We start from the raw sequence: 14,398 nt of genomic DNA on the forward strand, positions 1-14,398 counted from the left end.
TTAAAGTTGTCATGGAGGTTTAGCTCAGCTGGGAGAGCATCTGCCTTACAAGCAGAGGGTCAGCGGTTCGAACCCGTTAACCTCCATACGAGCCGTTAGCTCAGTTGGTAGAGCATCTGACTTTTAATCAGAGGGTCACAGGTTCGAGCCCTGTACGGCTCATATTTTTGCGGGTGTGGCGGAATTGGCAGACGCACTAGATTTAGGATCTAGCGCCTTACGGCGTGGGGGTTCAAGTCCCTTCACCCGCATTAAGATACATACGCCGGCTTAGCTCAGTTGGTAGAGCATCTGATTTGTAATCAGAGGGTCGAGGGTTCAAATCCTTTAGCCGGCATCAGAAATGACGCGGAAATAGCTCAGTGGTAGAGCACCACCTTGCCAAGGTGGGGGTCGCGGGTTCGAACCCCGTTTTCCGCTTTGCCAAAGAGCAATATCGCCGGGGTGGCGGAACTGGCAGACGCACAGGACTTAAAATCCTGCGGTGAGTGATCACCGTACCGGTTCGATTCCGGTCCTCGGCATAGCAATACAATTTTATATGCGCCCATAGCTCAATTGGATAGAGTGTTTGACTACGGATCAAAAGGTTAGGGGTTCGACTCCTCTTGGGCGCGTTATTTTCGGGAAGTAGCTCAGCTTGGTAGAGCACTTGGTTTGGGACCAAGGGGTCGCAGGTTCGAATCCTGTCTTCCCGATAATTTAAAGCAACATGGGGCCTTAGCTCAGCTGGGAGAGCGCCTGCTTTGCACGCAGGAGGTCAGCGGTTCGATCCCGCTAGGCTCCATATCATTTAAATAATGATTTTCTTTTTTCGCGGTGTAGCTCAGCTGGCTAGAGCGTCCGGTTCATACCCGGGAGGTCGGGGGTTCGATCCCCTTCGCCGCGATTATTAGAGCCTGGACCTTTAGCTCAGTTGGTTAGAGCAGACGGCTCATAACCGTCCGGTCGTAGGTTCGAGTCCTACAAGGTCCATAGTGGCGTTGTATCACACTTTTTTAACATGGAGGATTACCCAAGTCCGGCTGAAGGGAACGGTCTTGAAAACCGTCAGGCGGGTAAAACCGTGCAAGGGTTCGAATCCCTTATCCTCCTTTTTACTATTATCGCGGGATGGAGCAGTCTGGTAGCTCGTCGGGCTCATAACCCGAAGGTCGTAGGTTCAAATCCTGCTCCCGCAATTGCTTAGATATTCTAAGCACACGTAATAAAATTTAATTTGGTTTGGTAGTTCAGTTGGTTAGAATGCCTGCCTGTCACGCAGGAGGTCGCGGGTTCGAGTCCCGTCCAGACCGTTTTGCGGGTGTAGTTTAGTGGTAAAACCACAGCCTTCCAAGCTGTTGTCGCGAGTTCGATTCTCGTCACCCGCTTTAGATTTTATTATGGGCCTATAGCTCAGCTGGTTAGAGCGCACGCCTGATAAGCGTGAGGTCGATGGTTCGAGTCCATTTAGGCCCATTATATATTTCTTGGGGAAGTACTCAAGTGGCTGAAGAGGCGCCCCTGCTAAGGGTGTAGGTCGGGAAACTGGCGCGAGGGTTCAAATCCCTCCTTCTCCGTAAGTTTTTATTTAGGCCCGTTGGTCAAGCGGTTAAGACACCGCCCTTTCACGGCGGTATCACGGGTTCGATTCCCGTACGGGTCATTGGGTTTATTATCATGGAGGATTACCCAAGTCCGGCTGAAGGGAACGGTCTTGAAAACCGTCAGGCGGGTAAAACCGTGCAAGGGTTCGAATCCCTTATCCTCCTTTTTACTATTATCGCGGGATGGAGCAGTCTGGTAGCTCGTCGGGCTCATAACCCGAAGGTCGTAGGTTCAAATCCTGCTCCCGCAATTGTTTAGATATTCTAAGCATACGTAATACTTATTTATTGGTTTGGTAGTTCAGTTGGTTAGAATGCCTGCCTGTCACGCAGGAGGTCGCGGGTTCGAGTCCCGTCCAGACCGTTTTACTTTTTATTTTTTGGCTCGGTAGCTCAGTTGGTAGAGCAATGGATTGAAGCTCCATGTGTCGGCAGTTCGATTCTGTCTCGCGCCATTTATAGTTTACTGCGGGTGTAGTTTAGTGGTAAAACCACAGCCTTCCAAGCTGTTGTCGCGAGTTCGATTCTCGTCACCCGCTTTATTTTTTTTGGGCCTATAGCTCAGCTGGTTAGAGCGCACGCCTGATAAGCGTGAGGTCGATGGTTCGAGTCCATTTAGGCCCATAATTAATATTCTTATCTGGCCCGTTGGTCAAGCGGTTAAGACACCGCCCTTTCACGGCGGTATCACGGGTTCGATTCCCGTACGGGTCATACTTAATACTCTCTAGTAGGGTATTTTTTTTGTTTTAAAATAATAACTTTCCTAAAAAAGTTTTTTCGAAACTCTTCGGATAGAAATATATAGATATTCTTCTAATAGTTGCTGTCTATAAATTATTCTCTATCTCAAAAGGATGTATCTTAAGGAAGTCTTAAGATGAGAGAAATCTTTATATAATTATTTGTGTTCTAATCGTATCTTCTCTTTAATAGAGTTAAGAAGAATAACACATAGTTGATTGAATATAAGATAACTAATCGAGTTGTTTTCACATTTTACAAAATAGTTCAGGGAATCTAGCATAGAGCTTTTTTAGCGACGGATTCACTTAAATTATTTATCGGTGTGGAAAATACATAGACTATAGTGTCTTTCATAAAACTCGTTCATAAATTCATAAAATTAATAGATAGTCTAGAAATCGTATTTTCTCATTTAGAGAATAGATTTCTAGGCTTTTTTTATAGGTTTATACATAAAAACTATAAAAAATGACTATCAATGAAACAATAGTAAAGTGAAAAATAACCAGTTTAACTCTGTTAATCGTATCAAATAGAAGATTAATAGACATAAGATAAAAATAATTTCAAAAAAATAATGTATATTCCGAAAAAAAACAGAATATATATTAATCAAAAAATAGACAAAATATGCATAGAATAGCTCATTTGAAAAAATATACATTTTTATTGAATAAAGAGAGATTACTCGCTTTTTGAATGTCAAAACCTCTAAGAGAAAACGTTTTCTTTTTGCTATTCTGACCTTGTAAAAGAAAGGAAGGATAATATGTCAAAACCTATTAATGTTTTTTCAGAGATTGGTAAGTTGAAAACTGTTCTGTTGCATCGGCCAGGAAAAGAATTGGAAAACTTAATGCCGGATTATTTGGAGTCTCTTTTATTTGATGATATTCCATTTCTCCAGCAGGCACAAAAAGAGCATGATTATTTTGCTCAAGTATTAAGAGATAAGGGTGTTGAAGTATTGTATTTGGAAGATTTAGTGGCCGAATCACTAACTGACGATACGATTCGAACACAATTTATTGATGAGTATTTGGGAGAAGCGAATATCAAAGGAACAGGAACGAAAGAAATGATTCGGGAACTTCTCTTGGGGATTACGGATATGCGTGAACTAGTAGACAAAACTATGGCTGGAGTTCAAAAGGTAGAGCTACCCCCTCTTAAGTATAAGAGTTTATCTGATATGGTAGATTCCGATTATCCATTTATCATTGATCCAATGCCTAATCTTTATTTTACTAGAGATCCATTTGCCACGATTGGTCATGGAGTGTCACTAAACCATATGTACTCGGTGACCAGAAGGCGTGAAACCTTGTATGGGAAATATATTTTTACGTATCATCCTCGATTTAAAGACGCAGATATTCCGATGATTTACAACAGAGAAGAAACGACTCGTATTGAAGGCGGAGATGAATTGATTCTATCAAAAGAGTTGTTAGCTGTTGGAATTTCTCAACGAACGGATGTTGCCTCAATTGAAAAGCTTGCTGAAAATATTTTTGCTAAAGACTTAGGATTTAAACGGGTACTAGCATTCAACATTGGTAATGAGCGAAAGTTCATGCATTTAGATACCGTATTTACAATGGTTGATTATGACAAGTTTACGATTCATCCAGAAATTGAAGGAGATTTAACTGTTTACTCTATTTCTAAGGAAGAGGATGGAACAAACGTTATCGAAGAAACAGATTCTTTAGAAAATATTTTAAAGAAATATCTAAAACTAGAAAAGGTTACACTTATTCGATGCGGAGGGGGCAATCTAACTGCAGCTGCTCGCGAGCAATGGAATGATGGCTCAAACACCTTAACGATTGCGCCAGGAGAAGTAATTGTCTATGACAGAAATGTGATTACAAATAAAAAACTGGAAGAAGCCGGAATCAAATTAAATTATGTACCAGGAAGTGAACTTGTTCGAGGACGTGGGGGTCCACGTTGTATGAGTATGCCGTTTGATCGTGAAGAAATATAAAAACCTAGATAAAAGGAGAGTTTAGTATGACGATTTCAATTTTTCAAGGACGCAGTTTACTTGCTGAAAAGGATTTTACAAAAGAAGAATTAATTTATCTGATAGATTTTTCCATTCATTTAAAAGATTTAAAGAAAAAGGGAATTCCTCATCATTATTTAGAAGGAAAAAATATCGCGTTGCTTTTTGAAAAGAATTCTACGCGGACACGTTCTGCATTTACAACGGCAGCGATAGATTTAGGTGCTCATCCTGAATTCTTAGGAAAAGATGACATTCAATTAGGAAAAAAAGAATCTGTAGAAGATACGGCAATTGTTCTTGGCAGTATGTTTGATGGGATTGAGTTTCGTGGTTTCAGTCAAAAAACAGTCGAAGGGCTCGCTAAATTTTCAGGAGTTCCTGTATGGAATGGACTGACAGATGAGTGGCATCCAACACAGATGATTGCTGACTATATGACAGTGAAAGAAAACTTTGGACGGCTAGAAGGGATCACACTCGTTTATGTTGGTGACGGTCGCAATAACATGGCGAATAGTTTGTTGGTAACAGGAGCCATTTTAGGTGTGAATGTACGGATTTGTTCACCAAAGAGTCTATTTCCAACTGATGAGGTAGTCGCTTATGCACAAGGATTTGCAGAAAAGTCCGGCAGTAAACTTTTGATTACAGATGATGTGGATGAAGGGGTCAATGGAGCAGATGTATTGTACACCGATGTCTGGGTATCTATGGGGGAAGAAGATAAATTTGAAGAACGAGTGAATCTTCTTAAACCTTATCAAATTAATATGGATATGATAAAGAAGACAGGGAATATGGATGGAGAGTTGATTGTTCTCCATTGCTTGCCTGCTTTTCATGATACTGAAACTACTTATGGAAAAATGGTGGAAGAAAAATTCCATATTGGTGAGATGGAAATTACAGACGAAGTTTTCCGTAGTAAGTATGGTCGTCAATTTGAGGAAGCTGAAAATAGAATGCACTCCATTAAAGCAATCATGGCTGCAACTTTAGGAAATTTGTTTATTCCTCATGCATAAAAGCTGACTATTAAGGAAAAATAAATCATAAATTAAAAATTATCTGAAATAAAAAATTAAAAAATGCTCACAATGATTTCACAGGGAACTAATACTTACTTGTCAGTAATAGTGAACGGAAAATGAGAGCGCTTAACAAAGGAGATTGACATTAAATATATACGATTAGTTATTTAATGGAATGTGTCTGATGAAAAATTCCGCAATAAAAAATTTGTAGGATTAAGCTACTTACAAGTATCGGCAGTTGTCATTTTTTACAGATTATTTTTAATGAACTTTTGATAAAAATAGAGGAGAAACGACTATGCAAACAAAACGTGTTGTGGTTGCCCTTGGAGGCAATGCCATCTTATCAGATGAGGCAAGTGCAAAGGCGCAGCAAGAAGCACTCTCAAAAACAGCGAAGCAGCTAGTTCATCTTATAAAAAAAGGCTATCAGCTGATTATCTCTCATGGAAATGGGCCACAGGTTGGGAATTTACTACTGCAGCAGCAAGCAAGTGATTCCGTAAAAAATCCCGCGATGCCGCTTGATACCTGTGTTGCAATGACACAAGGGAGTATTGGGTATTGGTTGCAAAATGCATTGGATAAAGAGCTGAAACAAGCTGGAATAGAAAAAGAAGTAGCAACGATTGTAACACAAGTAATCGTTGATGAAGAAGATTCGGCATTTGTGAACCCCTCAAAACCAATTGGTCCTTTTTTGACAGAGGAGCAGGCAAAAGATGAGATGAAAAAGAGTCAGGTCCAGTTTAAAGAGGATGCAGGAAGAGGGTGGCGTAAAGTTGTCCCAAGCCCACAGCCTCTAGGAATTAAGGAATACAAGGTGATTCAAACCTTGGTAGACAATGGCGTTGTAACTATCTCTGCTGGAGGCGGAGGGATTCCCGTAATTGGCGAGACTTTATCTGGTGTTGAAGCAGTCATTGATAAAGACTTTGCCTCAGAAGTATTAGCGGAACTGGTAGATGCAGATTTATTGATTATTTTAACCGGCGTGGATGCAGTGGCTATTAATTATGGAAAGGAAAATGAAACCTCACTTTTTCAGGTAACTTTATCTGAATTAGAAGAGTATAAAGCACAAGGACATTTTGCACCAGGTAGTATGCTGCCCAAAATCGAAGCCGCAATGAGATATGTGAAAGTAAAGCCTGAAAGTGAAGCAATAATTACTTCACTGGAGCAATTAGAAAATATAGAAATTGAGAATGTAGGAACAAAAATTCGCAATCGTTAACAGGTTAGCATGAGTGAATGACTATACGTTAGAGTTGGGAAGTGTGATTTATGATAAGAGAAATGGAGCTATTAAGAGAGCATCCTTGTTTTTCTGCATTAACAGATGAAGAATATCAAAAAATTCAAGATCATATGTATAAGCGTACGTATAAAAAGGGCCAGGTGTTATTTGATCCAGGTGACGAGCGAAACCGTATTTTTTTCTTGAATAAAGGGTTAGTTAAATTTGAGAAAAGTGACCAATCGGATGCATACTTCTATCTTGATTTTGTAAGAGAAAATAATCTATTTCCATATTCTGGATTATTTGATGATGATACTTATTATTTTTCTGCAATCGCTATGACAGATATTGAGGTAAGTTGTATTTCTGCAAATGTATTTGAGGAAGCGATTAGTCAAAATAGTGAGCAGCTAATTTTTTATGTGAAAATTCTTTCGAAGTTGGTGAAACATCATGAATTGAAAATTCAAGGATGCATCTCTTTTCATGCTTTTCAACGGGTAAAACACACGTTAGGGATATTAATGGATGATCTGGGTGAAAAAAATTATCGAGGAAATTTGTTTATCCCTTACCCAATTCAAATGAATGATATTGCGAGAAGTAGTGGAACAACAAGAGAAACAGCGAGTCTTGCGATTAAAAAAATGGTGAAAGAAAAGAAAATACAATATATTCGCAAAGAATTAATTTTTTATGATGTTGATTACTTCCTAGATTTTTTGAAGTAAGCGTTGTGAAAAGTGGATTCGTTTGAAACGCAAGTCACTCTGTTGAAAAACTAGAAGGGAGCTGTGCGGTTCACGACTGCACAACGACAAATTATGAAAAAAGAAAAGAAAGAAAAAAAATCGTTATCGTCCTTTAGTATTTTATTTCTGATTCTTTTTGCATTAACAGCCGTTTCTTGGTTATTGTCTGGTCAGACATTTACCCCAACGATTCCAGCAGGTGGAACAGAAGAGGTAAGTAAAGTAGTTGGTGCGAAGCTATCAGATTTTGTGATGTCTCCATTCAACGGTTTTGGAGATGCGATTGATATCTGTGTATTTATTTTAGTATTAGGTGGTTTTTTAAACATTGTCACAAAGACAGGAACTCTAGAGGCTGGGATTCAGCATATTGTAAAAAAATTGAAAGGCAATGAGTTAATTATTATTCCCATATTAATGATTTTGTTTTCAATAGGTGGATCAACATACGGTATGGCTGAAGAAACTATTCCATTTTATGCCTTATTGACAGCTGCAATGGTTGCCTCAGGTTTTGATACGATAGTGGCCGTTGGAACAGTTATGTTAGGGGCAGGCTCAGGAGTAATTGGTTCCACTGTAAATCCCTTTTCTACAGGAGTCGCAATGGATGCGTTACGAGGAATCGACATCAAACCGAATACAGGAATCGTCTTATTAGTTGGTGCGGTTATCTGGATTACTACTACTGCTTTTTGTATTATTTGTGTGATGCGCTATGCCAAAAAGGTAAAAGCGGATAAAGGTTCAACCATACTTTCTCTGCAAGAACAAAAAGTGATGAATGAACAATTTTCAAAAGATGAGGGAGAAGAGCTTGTATTTACAAAAAAACATAAGGTGATTTTATACTTATTTGCACTTTGTTTTCTTGTGATGATTGTGTCGCTTATTCCGTGGGGCTCATTTAATATCACTATTTTTAACGGCTGGACAAGCTTTTTAACCGGTCAAAGCTTTGGTGATTGGTATTTTGGTGATCTGGCGATGTGGTTCTTTATCATGAGTCTGGTTATTGGAATTGTGTATGGATTTTCAGAAAAAGAAATTATTACGAACTTTATTGATGGTTCAAAAGATATTTTGTCTGTTGTTTTGATTATTGTCGTTGCTCGTGGTGCATCTGTTTTAATGGCGACCACTCACTTAGATCTATTCATTTTAGACAAAGCAGCGAATAGCTTACAAGGATTTTCACCAGTGTTCTTTGTGATTGGTTCGTATCTATTGTATCTGTTTCTCTCTTTCTTAATCCCGTCAACATCAGGATTAGCGTATATTTCTATCCCTGTCATGGGAGGCCTAGCACACAGTATTGGACTGAGTCCAGATGTGATGATTATTATCTTTAGTTCTGGGTGTGGATTGATTAATTTGATTACGCCAACATCTGGTGTGGTCATGGGTGGATTAGAGATATCACATGTGAATTATTCTACATGGATTAAATTTATGGCAAAACCGATAGTTATTATAGGCGTGATGAATTTAGTTGTACTAATCGTCTCAATGCTACTTGTCTGAGAGGATAGAAGAAAAAAGACGTTCCCACTTTCTAGTAAAAAGAAGCAAAGAGAAAGGAAGGGTCTGCATGAAAAAAGAGAGTCGAAGAAGATTAATCAAACAATTAATCACACAAAATGATATTGAAACACAGAGCGAACTAATCGATTTGCTGAAAAATGAGGGGATTCAAGTTACCCAAACAACGATTTCTAGAGATATACGTGAAATGAATATTGTGAAGATGCATGTTGGAAGTAATCGTGTAAAATATGCATTATTTACACAAGTAAAGCCATTTGACAGTGAAGAAAAATTACGAGAAACATTGAAAGAATCTGCTGTAGGTATTGAACAAGTTGAATTTATGATTATCATTCATACAGATATGGATAGTGCAGATGTAATTACCAATTATTTGGATGAAGTTAATTATGAAGAAATTGCTGGAACCATTGCTGGAATTGATACAATTATTATCATTGCTTATTCAAAAGAAGTCGCTGACCATTTATTGGAGCGATTTAAACGAATGATGAATGCAACGAGCTAGGTGAAAAAAACTCCTTATGAAAAAATGTGCGAAGAGAGTAAGGTCGGGATAAAAGTGTGTAAATCTGAGAACAGGGACTGTGCATTAGTGAAAGTGAAGCTACGTGATTTGTGGCACTAAGCAGATACATCACGACACCTCTTTTTGCAACCTTTATTAAGATTCTACGAGGGTGAGATATAACTTAAATAGTTATGTCTCGCTCTTTCTTTTCGTCTCTTTAGCCAGTCAGAAAAAAGAAAAATAATAAAGAAATGGGTCAATGGTTGTTTTTTCCCGATTTATTTATCTAAAAGAGAGCAAACCTTGTCATTTTCTGCTATACTAGGAACGTTGCAAGTTCCCGAGAGGATTCGCAAGAAATTGTGGAGATGCCTTGTAACCGAAATTATTAAGGGGGAATCAAAATGACAGAAAGACATTTATTTACATCAGAGTCCGTTTCTGAAGGACATCCGGATAAGGTAGCTGACCAAATCAGCGATGCAATCCTGGATGCAATTTTAGCAAAGGATCCGATGGCACGGGTTGCATGCGAAACATCTGTAACCACAGGCTTAGTATTAGTTTTTGGTGAAATCTCTACCACAGCTTATGTGGATATCCAAAAAATTGTGCGAAATACAATTAAAGAAATTGGTTATACACGAGCAAAATTTGGTTTTGACGGCGATACAGCAGCAGTTTTGGTTGCTATTGATGAACAGTCACCAGATATTGCACAAGGGGTAGACGAAGCACTAGAAATTCGCGATGAAAAGAAAGAGTCACTTGATGAGATTGGGGCAGGAGACCAAGGATTAATGTTTGGATTTGCTGTGGATGAAACACCAGAGTTAATGCCGCTACCTATTGCGTTGAGTCACCGTTTAGTGAGACGTCTTGCGGAGCTTCGCAAGAATGAAACGTTAGAGTATTTACGTCCTGATGCAAAATCACAAGTAACCGTAGAATATGATGAACAGGGCTTACCACAGCGTGTGGATACCGTAGTTATTAGTACACAGCATGATGATGCTATCGACAATGAAACGATTCGCAGAGATGTCATTGAAACAGTAATTAAGGAAGTTATCCCTGCTGAGTTATTAGATGAACAAACAAAGTATTATATTAATCCAACCGGTCGCTTTGTTATCGGTGGTCCTCAAGGAGATGCGGGCTTAACGGGTCGAAAAATTATTGTCGATACCTATGGAGGCTACGCTCGTCATGGGGGAGGTGCATTTTCTGGGAAAGATGCAACAAAAGTGGATCGCTCTGCAAGTTATGCAGCCCGGTATATTGCAAAAAATATTGTTGCTGCTGGTTTGGCTAAAAAAGTGGAAGTTCAGCTTGCTTATGCCATTGGTGTGGCACAGCCTGTATCCATTTCAATCAATACCTTTGATACAGCAACTGTTCCAGAATCAAAATTAATCGAAGCAGTACGTGAAAACTTTGATTTACGTCCGGCTGGAATCATTGAAATGCTTGACCTACGTCGTCCGATTTACAGACAGACAGCAGCATATGGTCATTTTGGTCGTACAGATATCGATTTGCCTTGGGAAAAAACGGATAAAGTAGATGCGTTAAAGGCGAGTTTGAAAGAGTAGAGAGGCGACTTCTATTAACGGGCCAGTTAATAGAAGTCGTTTTTTTGTCTAAAAGAGTGACTGATAAAGGAAGAAACCTGAATAAGAGTCGCTCAAATCAGAAAGAGTTCTTCTCATGAAGAAGGACGAAAAAATTTAACAAACAAAGGAGTTATCAACTTGGAAAGAAAAACAAATGTCACCTTAGTGACGATTAGTATATTTGTTGCAACATTTATGACAGCTATAGAAGGCACGATTGTTACGACGGCAATGCCGACGATTGTGGGCTCACTGCATGGAATTGAGATTATGAACTGGGTGTTTTCTATTTATCTGCTGACTAATGCAATGTTAACACCGATTTATGGAAAATTAGCAGATAAAATAGGAAGAAAGCCTGTCTTTTTATTTGGTGTACTTGTCTTTATGATTGGCTCTTCTCTTTGTGGATTTTCGCAAGACATGATGACGCTGATTATTGCACGAGGGATTCAAGGTGTGGGTGCTGGAGCAATCATGCCTGTTGCACTCACTATTATTGGTGATTTGTATAGTATTGAAAAAAGAGCAAAGCTTCTTGGGTTAACAAGTGCTGCTTGGGGAATTGCCAGTGTGGTGGGACCTTTAGCAGGAGGCTTTATCGTAGATACAGTCGGCTGGCATTGGATATTTTTTATCAATATTCCGATAGGGATTGTATTAATGGGATTAATTTGGTACTTCTTGATTGAGAAAAAACAAGTAAGAGAAACAAAAAAAACAGATATCTTAGGATCAATCAGCTTGATGCTAGTTTTGTTAATGCTATTGCTCGCTTTTCAATTTTTAGGAGATCAAGGAGTAAGTGGGACGGTAATTGGCTTGTTTATTGGCAGTATTCTTAGCTTGGTTCTCTTTATCTGGGCGGAAAAGAACGCAGAAGATCCGGTTATTTCATTGACATTATTTACCAATCGTGTGTTTGTCGTGGTGAATTTGGTTGCAGCACTCGTTGGTGGATTTTTAATGGGGATTGATGTGTATATTCCTATGTGGATGCAAGGGGTACTTGGAATGAGTGCGGCTATTGGTGGATTAGTGTTAGCACCTCTCTCTATTTTATGGATGGCAGGCTCTTTCATTGCGGGTCGCTGGATGGGGAAAATGTCTATTCACAAACTTTTATTTATTGGTCTAACGATTATTTTTGCAGGAGGATTAGGCTTAGTGTTCATGCCTATTCATGCCCATTTCACTTGGTTCTTAGTCATATCTTCTATCACAGGAGTCGGATTAGGGATTACATTTACAACAACAACCGTTGGCGCTCAAAGCAGTGTGCCAGAAGATCAGTTAGGTGTGGCAACCTCATTTAATACTTTGGCAAGAACAATAGGGCAGACAATTATGGTGTCTGTTTTTGGTATTTTAATTAATAGTGTGACTAAACAAGAATTAGTAGAAAAACAGCTTACTAAGGATTCTGACATCATGAATAAACTGGTAAATCCACAAACGGCCAAGGAATTACCCATTGATTTATTAAAACCTTTACGAGAAATATTATATAATGGCTTGCACAGAGTCTATTTTGTTGGTATTTTATTGATAATCATTACGCTAGTATTAACCATATTTATGGGAAAACAAGGAAAAGGTAAGGTGAGAAACTAAAATGGCATTTATACAGGCAAATATCTATTCAAATGTATTGGAAATGGAAGTAAACATAAACGTAATTCTTCCTCAAAAAACAGAAAAAGTAATTGGAGAAAGTACACAACAGGCAAGTACGGATGTCCCTGTTTTATATTTGTTACATGGAATGGGAGGCAATCATAGCGTATGGGCACGCCGGACATCTATTGAAAGATATGTTGCCCAGTATCAAATGGCGGTCATTATGCCTTCTACAGACCTTGGATGGTACACAAATACAACGTATGATATGCGCTACTGGGATTTTATTGCAGAGGAACTTCCAGAAATCTGTCATGAACTCTTTCCGCAGCTGACGACGAAGCGAGAAAAAACATTTGCTGCCGGCTTATCTATGGGCGGATATGGAGCTTTGAAGTTAGGCCTGAAAAAACCAGATACTTTTGCAGCTGTTGCTTCTTTATCAGGAGCTGTAGCGATTGGCGGAAATATGGAAGCATTATTAACAATACGAAATGCAAAATTCTGGGAAGGAATTTTTGGTCCATTAGACCAAGTGGAAGGCTCGGAAAATGATCCACTGTATTTAGTAGAGACATTAGCAGCGAGTAAAAAAGAAACTCCCCGTTTTTATCTTGCTTGTGGAGAAGAGGATTTTCTTTATTCTGCAAACCTGCAAATTGTTTCAAAAATGGAAGAGATGAAGATGCCAGTTACATTTGAACATGGCCCCGGTAACCATACGTGGGAATTTTGGGACCAGTGGATTCAACGAGTCCTTCAATGGCTGCATGAATCTAACTAAAAAAAACAGAAAAAGAGTTCGTTACCCTTTGTAAAGCCCTCCAAAAAGTTAGATTTTTGGGGGACAGCTCATTTTTCAAAGATAGTTCTTTAACTAGCTTTGAAGAAGAGTAACGAGCTCTTTTTTTGTGCTTACATGATGAAAAAACTAAGCTTTTTTTTCACAAAAACGAGCGTGTAATCCATCCAAGTAAATAGAAACACTCTCTAAATATTCATTTTTTAAGTGCCGATTTCTTCTTGATTGCATTCCTTGCTGAATATTTCTCAGCTGATTTGCTTCAGCGTAATCACGCATAAAATGAATATGCTCTAATAGCGCTTGATTTCCGTCAATAATTTCTTGGCGCAAATGGACTTCTTCTTTATAATCCATTATAAAGCCAATGAGCAGGTTATGAAATGAATTTACGGCTAGATGACTTTGTGCAAGCGGAATACCGCCAGAACGAAGAATTTGAATCATTGCATCAAGGTGTTCTAGGCGACTTGGATAAGCTGGAACGGTATGAATTTCTAGTTCTACACTACAAGGAAACTGGCTATATAAATCAAAATAACTCTCCATATAGGCAAGAATATCATGTTTCCAGGTGGGTTGTTTTTCAGGGACAATCAACTGCATTTCCATTGCTTCAGCCATAGATTGAAGAAGCATCTGTTTATTTTTAAAATACCAGTAAAGCGCAGGGGCTTTGACATTTAATGCAGAGGCAATATGACGCATAGAGAGCGCATTTAATTGCTGTTTATCTTCTAATAATTGAAAAGCTGTTTGAATAATTTTTTCTTTCGATAGTTTTGCTTCCATAGAGAGCTCAGAATCCTTTTTCATTAAAATTTGTCTTAATTGTTGCTATTAAATTTGAAACATGGTAAATTATTATGCGGCTTTATTTTACAGTGTTAAATAGATGCTGTCAATTTTTAGAAAGTGAGGA

The 14,398-nt window shown here is 38.7% G+C and carries 10 protein-coding genes, 25 tRNA genes and 1 riboswitch; of the genes, 34 read left to right on the forward strand and 1 reads right to left on the reverse strand.

Features of this window, described 5'->3' with window-relative positions; translation table 11 throughout:
- Window positions 1–13: 13 nt before the first annotated feature.
- The 34 genes from I589_RS17170 (at window position 14) to I589_RS17335 (ending at window position 13,458) form a co-directional block, all read left to right on the forward strand.
- Window positions 14–86 (forward strand) — tRNA-Val (locus tag I589_RS17170).
- Between the two features lie 3 nt (window positions 87–89).
- Window positions 90–162 (forward strand) — tRNA-Lys (locus I589_RS17175).
- A gap of 7 nt (window positions 163–169) precedes the next feature.
- Window positions 170–251 (forward strand) — tRNA-Leu (locus I589_RS17180).
- 13 nt (window positions 252–264) lie between these two features.
- Window positions 265–337 (forward strand) — tRNA-Thr (locus I589_RS17185).
- Window positions 338–348: 11 nt separating this feature from the next.
- Window positions 349–420 (forward strand) — tRNA-Gly (locus I589_RS17190).
- 18 nt (window positions 421–438) lie between these two features.
- Window positions 439–524 (forward strand) — tRNA-Leu (locus I589_RS17195).
- 19 nt (window positions 525–543) lie between these two features.
- Window positions 544–617, forward strand: a tRNA-Arg gene (locus tag I589_RS17200).
- Window positions 618–624: 7 nt separating this feature from the next.
- Window positions 625–698, forward strand: a tRNA-Pro gene (locus tag I589_RS17205).
- A 16-nt stretch (window positions 699–714) separates the two neighbouring features.
- Window positions 715–787: transfer RNA gene (locus I589_RS17210), tRNA-Ala, on the forward strand.
- Between the two features lie 28 nt (window positions 788–815).
- Window positions 816–889: transfer RNA gene (locus tag I589_RS17215), tRNA-Met, on the forward strand.
- 12 nt (window positions 890–901) lie between these two features.
- Window positions 902–975 (forward strand) — tRNA-Ile (locus tag I589_RS17220).
- 30 nt (window positions 976–1,005) lie between these two features.
- Window positions 1,006–1,095 (forward strand) — tRNA-Ser (locus tag I589_RS17225).
- A gap of 12 nt (window positions 1,096–1,107) precedes the next feature.
- Window positions 1,108–1,181, forward strand: a tRNA-Met gene (locus tag I589_RS17230).
- A 40-nt stretch (window positions 1,182–1,221) separates the two neighbouring features.
- A tRNA-Asp gene (locus tag I589_RS17235) sits at window positions 1,222–1,295 on the forward strand.
- A 4-nt stretch (window positions 1,296–1,299) separates the two neighbouring features.
- A tRNA-Gly gene (locus I589_RS17240) sits at window positions 1,300–1,370 on the forward strand.
- A gap of 14 nt (window positions 1,371–1,384) precedes the next feature.
- Window positions 1,385–1,458: transfer RNA gene (locus I589_RS17245), tRNA-Ile, on the forward strand.
- A 13-nt stretch (window positions 1,459–1,471) separates the two neighbouring features.
- Window positions 1,472–1,559: transfer RNA gene (locus I589_RS17250), tRNA-Ser, on the forward strand.
- 14 nt (window positions 1,560–1,573) lie between these two features.
- Window positions 1,574–1,645: transfer RNA gene (locus I589_RS17255), tRNA-Glu, on the forward strand.
- A 16-nt stretch (window positions 1,646–1,661) separates the two neighbouring features.
- Window positions 1,662–1,751 (forward strand) — tRNA-Ser (locus I589_RS17260).
- Window positions 1,752–1,763: 12 nt separating this feature from the next.
- Window positions 1,764–1,837: transfer RNA gene (locus tag I589_RS17265), tRNA-Met, on the forward strand.
- Window positions 1,838–1,876: 39 nt separating this feature from the next.
- A tRNA-Asp gene (locus I589_RS17270) sits at window positions 1,877–1,950 on the forward strand.
- 18 nt (window positions 1,951–1,968) lie between these two features.
- Window positions 1,969–2,041, forward strand: a tRNA-Phe gene (locus tag I589_RS17275).
- Window positions 2,042–2,054: 13 nt separating this feature from the next.
- Window positions 2,055–2,125: transfer RNA gene (locus I589_RS17280), tRNA-Gly, on the forward strand.
- Between the two features lie 11 nt (window positions 2,126–2,136).
- Window positions 2,137–2,210 (forward strand) — tRNA-Ile (locus I589_RS17285).
- A gap of 18 nt (window positions 2,211–2,228) precedes the next feature.
- Window positions 2,229–2,300 (forward strand) — tRNA-Glu (locus I589_RS17290).
- 802 nt (window positions 2,301–3,102) lie between these two features.
- The gene (gene arcA / locus I589_RS17295) at window positions 3,103–4,326 is read left to right on the forward strand and encodes an arginine deiminase (RefSeq protein ID WP_010766746.1); all 1,224 of its coding nucleotides are present in this window, start codon (window positions 3,103–3,105) and stop codon (window positions 4,324–4,326) included.
- A 26-nt stretch (window positions 4,327–4,352) separates the two neighbouring features.
- On the forward strand, window positions 4,353–5,375 hold the full coding sequence (argF, locus tag I589_RS17300; RefSeq protein WP_010766747.1) for an ornithine carbamoyltransferase: 1,023 nt from the start codon (window positions 4,353–4,355) through the stop codon (window positions 5,373–5,375).
- A gap of 307 nt (window positions 5,376–5,682) precedes the next feature.
- A complete protein-coding gene (gene arcC / locus I589_RS17305) occupies window positions 5,683–6,621 on the forward strand; it encodes a carbamate kinase (protein WP_010766748.1) in 939 nt (312 codons plus the stop codon).
- 50 nt (window positions 6,622–6,671) lie between these two features.
- The gene (locus I589_RS17310) at window positions 6,672–7,358 is read left to right on the forward strand and encodes a Crp/Fnr family transcriptional regulator (RefSeq protein ID WP_010766749.1); all 687 of its coding nucleotides are present in this window, start codon (window positions 6,672–6,674) and stop codon (window positions 7,356–7,358) included.
- Between the two features lie 93 nt (window positions 7,359–7,451).
- Window positions 7,452–8,903: a YfcC family protein gene (locus I589_RS17315; protein ID WP_034685584.1), complete on the forward strand. Its 1,452-nt coding sequence runs from the start codon at window positions 7,452–7,454 to the stop codon at window positions 8,901–8,903.
- A gap of 67 nt (window positions 8,904–8,970) precedes the next feature.
- On the forward strand, window positions 8,971–9,435 hold the full coding sequence (gene argR / locus I589_RS17320; RefSeq protein WP_010766751.1) for an arginine repressor: 465 nt from the start codon (window positions 8,971–8,973) through the stop codon (window positions 9,433–9,435).
- A gap of 328 nt (window positions 9,436–9,763) precedes the next feature.
- A riboswitch (SMK box riboswitch) is annotated at window positions 9,764–9,845 on the forward strand.
- On the forward strand, window positions 9,843–11,033 hold the full coding sequence (gene metK / locus I589_RS17325) for a methionine adenosyltransferase (protein WP_010766752.1): 1,191 nt from the start codon (window positions 9,843–9,845) through the stop codon (window positions 11,031–11,033). (Overlaps the previous riboswitch by 3 nt.)
- A gap of 159 nt (window positions 11,034–11,192) precedes the next feature.
- A complete protein-coding gene (locus I589_RS17330) occupies window positions 11,193–12,668 on the forward strand; it encodes an MDR family MFS transporter (RefSeq protein ID WP_010766753.1) in 1,476 nt (491 codons plus the stop codon).
- A 1-nt stretch (window position 12,669) separates the two neighbouring features.
- Window positions 12,670–13,458 (forward strand): alpha/beta hydrolase, encoded by a 789-nt coding sequence (locus I589_RS17335; protein WP_010766754.1) that lies wholly within the window; start codon window positions 12,670–12,672, stop codon window positions 13,456–13,458.
- Window positions 13,459–13,605: 147 nt separating this feature from the next.
- Here the strand turns inward: I589_RS17335 and I589_RS17340 are convergent, their stop codons facing one another.
- Window positions 13,606–14,268: a TetR/AcrR family transcriptional regulator gene (locus I589_RS17340; RefSeq protein WP_010766755.1), complete on the reverse strand. Its 663-nt coding sequence runs from the start codon at window positions 14,266–14,268 to the stop codon at window positions 13,606–13,608.
- Window positions 14,269–14,398 lie beyond the last annotated feature (130 nt).

Origin of the sequence: Enterococcus phoeniculicola ATCC BAA-412 (genome assembly GCF_000407505.1) — a bacterium.
GTDB lineage: Bacteria > Bacillota > Bacilli > Lactobacillales > Enterococcaceae > Enterococcus_K > Enterococcus_K phoeniculicola.

Bases quoted from the DNA above. Each gene is read 5' to 3' on its own strand.
- arcA (WP_010766746.1), top strand. From the start codon at position 3,103: ATGTCAAAACCTATTAATGTTTTTTCAGAGATTGGTAAGTTGAAAACT.
- I589_RS17335 (WP_010766754.1), top strand. From the start codon at position 12,670: ATGGCATTTATACAGGCAAATATCTATTCAAATGTATTGGAAATGGAA.
- argR (WP_010766751.1), top strand. From the start codon at position 8,971: ATGAAAAAAGAGAGTCGAAGAAGATTAATCAAACAATTAATCACACAA.
- I589_RS17340 (WP_010766755.1), bottom strand. From the start codon at position 14,268: ATGGAAGCAAAACTATCGAAAGAAAAAATTATTCAAACAGCTTTTCAA.
- arcC (WP_010766748.1), top strand. From the start codon at position 5,683: ATGCAAACAAAACGTGTTGTGGTTGCCCTTGGAGGCAATGCCATCTTA.
- I589_RS17310 (WP_010766749.1), top strand. From the start codon at position 6,672: ATGATAAGAGAAATGGAGCTATTAAGAGAGCATCCTTGTTTTTCTGCA.
- I589_RS17315 (WP_034685584.1), top strand. From the start codon at position 7,452: ATGAAAAAAGAAAAGAAAGAAAAAAAATCGTTATCGTCCTTTAGTATT.
- argF (WP_010766747.1), top strand. From the start codon at position 4,353: ATGACGATTTCAATTTTTCAAGGACGCAGTTTACTTGCTGAAAAGGAT.
- metK (WP_010766752.1), top strand. From the start codon at position 9,843: ATGACAGAAAGACATTTATTTACATCAGAGTCCGTTTCTGAAGGACAT.